Below are 2,670 nucleotides of genomic sequence, written 5' to 3' on the forward strand. Positions count from 1 at the left end.
GGCGGGCGGCCTCCGACGGATCGAGACAGCGTTCCGCCAGGCCCATCACGCCGCTGAAGCTCCACGGATAGCTGCCGGCGTCCCGGGCGATGTCCAGGGCGTCGACGACGGCGCGGCCCAGGGGCCCGGCCCACGGCACCGCGCAGACGCCGAGCAGCTGGAAGGCCTCCGACAGCCCGTGGGCGGCGATGAACTCGGCGACCCAGCCGGCCCGTTCCTCCTCCGGCAGGGTCGCGAGGAGCTTCGACCGCTCGGCCGGTGACGTGGTGCCCGGGCCGGCCGACGGCGGGGCCGCGGGCGTGGTGAGCAGGGCGCGGGACCACTGGACGTCGTGCTGGCGCACGGCCGCCCTGCACCAGGCGGCGTGCAGCTCGTCGGCCCAGTCGTCGCCGACGGGCAGGGCGACGATCTCCTCGGGTGCCCGCCCGCCGAGGCGGGCCGGCCAGATCGACAGGGGCGCGGCCTCCACCAGCTGACCGAACCACCAGGACCGCTCGCCGCGGCCCGACGGGGCGGTGGGGACGACCCCGTCGCGCTGCATGTCGGCGTCGCACTCGTGGGGAGCCTCGACCGAGATCACCGGGCCCGCGCCGCCGCTGTGGTCGAGCGCGACGCAGGAGGCGGCGCGGGCCGCCATCCGGGCGGCGAGGGCGGACCGGGGGAGTGCGGAGAGGAGTTCGGCCGCGGTGGCGCGGACGTTGCGGCTGCGGTCGGCCAGGGCCTGCTCCAGGAAGGGCTCGTCGGCGCCGGTCAGCCCCGACCGCAGCGAGTCGAGGAACATCAGCCGGTCCTCCGCCCGCTCCGACGCCCAGGTGGAGGCGAGCAGGGTGCGGGCCGCCCCGGCGTCATGGGCGCGCAGCGCGGACAGCAGGGCGACCCGCTCGGCGAACAGCCCCTCGTCCCAGAGCCGCCGCACCGCGTCGGCGTCCTCGGGGGACGGCACGGCGGATCCCCCGGGGCCGCCGCGCAGCGCGAACCTCCACTCCGGGTTGAGCCGGGCCAGCCACAGGCCGCGCGGGCCGGCGAAGGCCAGGGCCTGGGGCCGGAGGTCGGTACGGGCGCGGGCGGCGTCGAGCAGGGCGGGCAATGCGGAGGCCGGGGCGCGGTAGCCGCGGTCGTTGGCCGCGGCCAGCCACTGGGGGAGCAGCTCGGTGAGGTCGGGGGAGGTGCCCCTGCGCCCGCCCGAGCCGGCCGTGCCCGCGCGGTCGGCGAGCAGCTGGGCGAGTCTGCGCCGGGCGGCCGCCGGCGGTGCCGGGCGGGGGTCGTGCGGCGCGGCGGCCGGCCGGGCCGCCGCCGCGACGGCGGGCCGCAGGCCCGCACGGCGGCGCACGGTCTGCACGGCCGCCGCGTCGAGCAGGGCGAGCGGCGGCTCCTTGCCGGGCGGCACCAGCTCCGGCGACGGGGGCCGCCGGTCGGTGCCGAGCAGCGCGGCGGTGACGAGCTCCTCCCACGGCGACGCCGTGCCGGAGGAATGGGTGCGGGTGGTCATCGCGGCCTCCTTCAGATCAGCGGGACCGTCTCGGACGGATCGTCGGACCAGGCGGTCAGCGGCACGAAGCCCTGGTGGCCGAACTCGCCGAAGACGGTGACGGGCCTGCCGCCCGAGAGGGCGACCAGCCGCCACAGCCCCGGCCGGGACAGCACGGCGGGAGCGACGGGCAGGGCGTCGTCGCCCCCGTCGTCGGCGAGCTGCCAGCCGTCGCCGGCCGGTACGGGGACGACGCCGGAGAGGACGACGGGCAGGGCTTCGAGCCAGGGGTCGTCCCGCAGGGCCTTGCCGTAGAGCTCGGTGGCGCCCGCGCAGCCGGTGCCTCCGGGCGGCGCGTCGATGGGCGCCGGCACCGTCAGCAGCTCGCCGATCTCCGCCCGCAGCTGCCCCGCGCCGCCGTGCCAGGTGACGTCCGCCCGGGCCGTGAGACCGACCGGCAGGGCCAGCGGCGGAGTGCGTCCGGCGGCGCCGAACGAGAGCAGCAGCGCGCTGCGTCCGGTGTCCCGCCCGTGCAGCCAGATGCGGCGGGTGGTGAGCCTGCCGTCGGAGGTGTCGTCCTGCGACAGGATCAGCCAGTCGTCGCGGACCGTACCGCCGTCGGCGGCGGAGGGCAGGCCCACCCTGGTGCGCACCGTGACGGCCAGCTGCTCGGGCAGCCGCTCGCGGCCGAGCCAGGCGGTGTCCAGGAGATGCAGCAGGGCGCACTCCTCCAGCAGTCGCAGCGGCCAGCCGGCCCCCGAGCCGGGGACGGCACCGAGATCCCTGACCCGGGCGGCGAGTCCGGGGGCCTGCGCGTCGACCATCCGCGCGGCCGTCTCCTCCCACAGTCCGTACCCGGAGCGGCCGGCCGCGGCGAGGCCGCCGCGGACCAGATCGGCGAGCCGCTGCTCCAGTTCGGTCGTGCCGGCGGTGATCCGTGCGGCCCGGCGCTCGGCCCGCTTCCTGGCCGCCTCGGCGTCCGCGCCCGTCCGGACCGCCCCCTCCCCCGCCCCCGCCCCCGCCGAGGCCGGCTGCCCGGCGGCGGCGCGCCCGCGCCGGGCCGCACGGATCACCGCCGGCACGACCGAACTGGAGCAGCGGCTCGCCGATCTGGTCCGCGGCGGCCTCGCCGCGGCCGGCCGCTCCGGGTACGGACTGTGGGAGGAGACGGCCGCGCGGATGGTCGACGCGCAGGCCCCCGG

General features: G+C 78.9%; 2 protein-coding genes. Both read right to left on the bottom strand.

Going from position 1 to position 2,670, the window contains the following annotated elements; all coding sequences use genetic code 11:
* The coding region (locus tag EAO77_RS35790) for a DUF5691 domain-containing protein (RefSeq protein ID WP_147992479.1) at positions 1-1,489 on the bottom strand (1,489 nt) is incomplete at its 3' end.
* An 11-nt stretch (positions 1,490-1,500) separates the two neighbouring features.
* A complete protein-coding gene (locus EAO77_RS35795) occupies positions 1,501-2,550 on the bottom strand; it encodes a hypothetical protein (protein WP_410088758.1) in 1,050 nt (349 codons plus the stop codon).
* Positions 2,551-2,670: the final 120 nt, after the last annotated feature.

This window comes from Streptomyces sp. T39 (genome assembly GCF_008042045.1).
Lineage (GTDB): Bacteria > Actinomycetota > Actinomycetes > Streptomycetales > Streptomycetaceae > Streptomyces.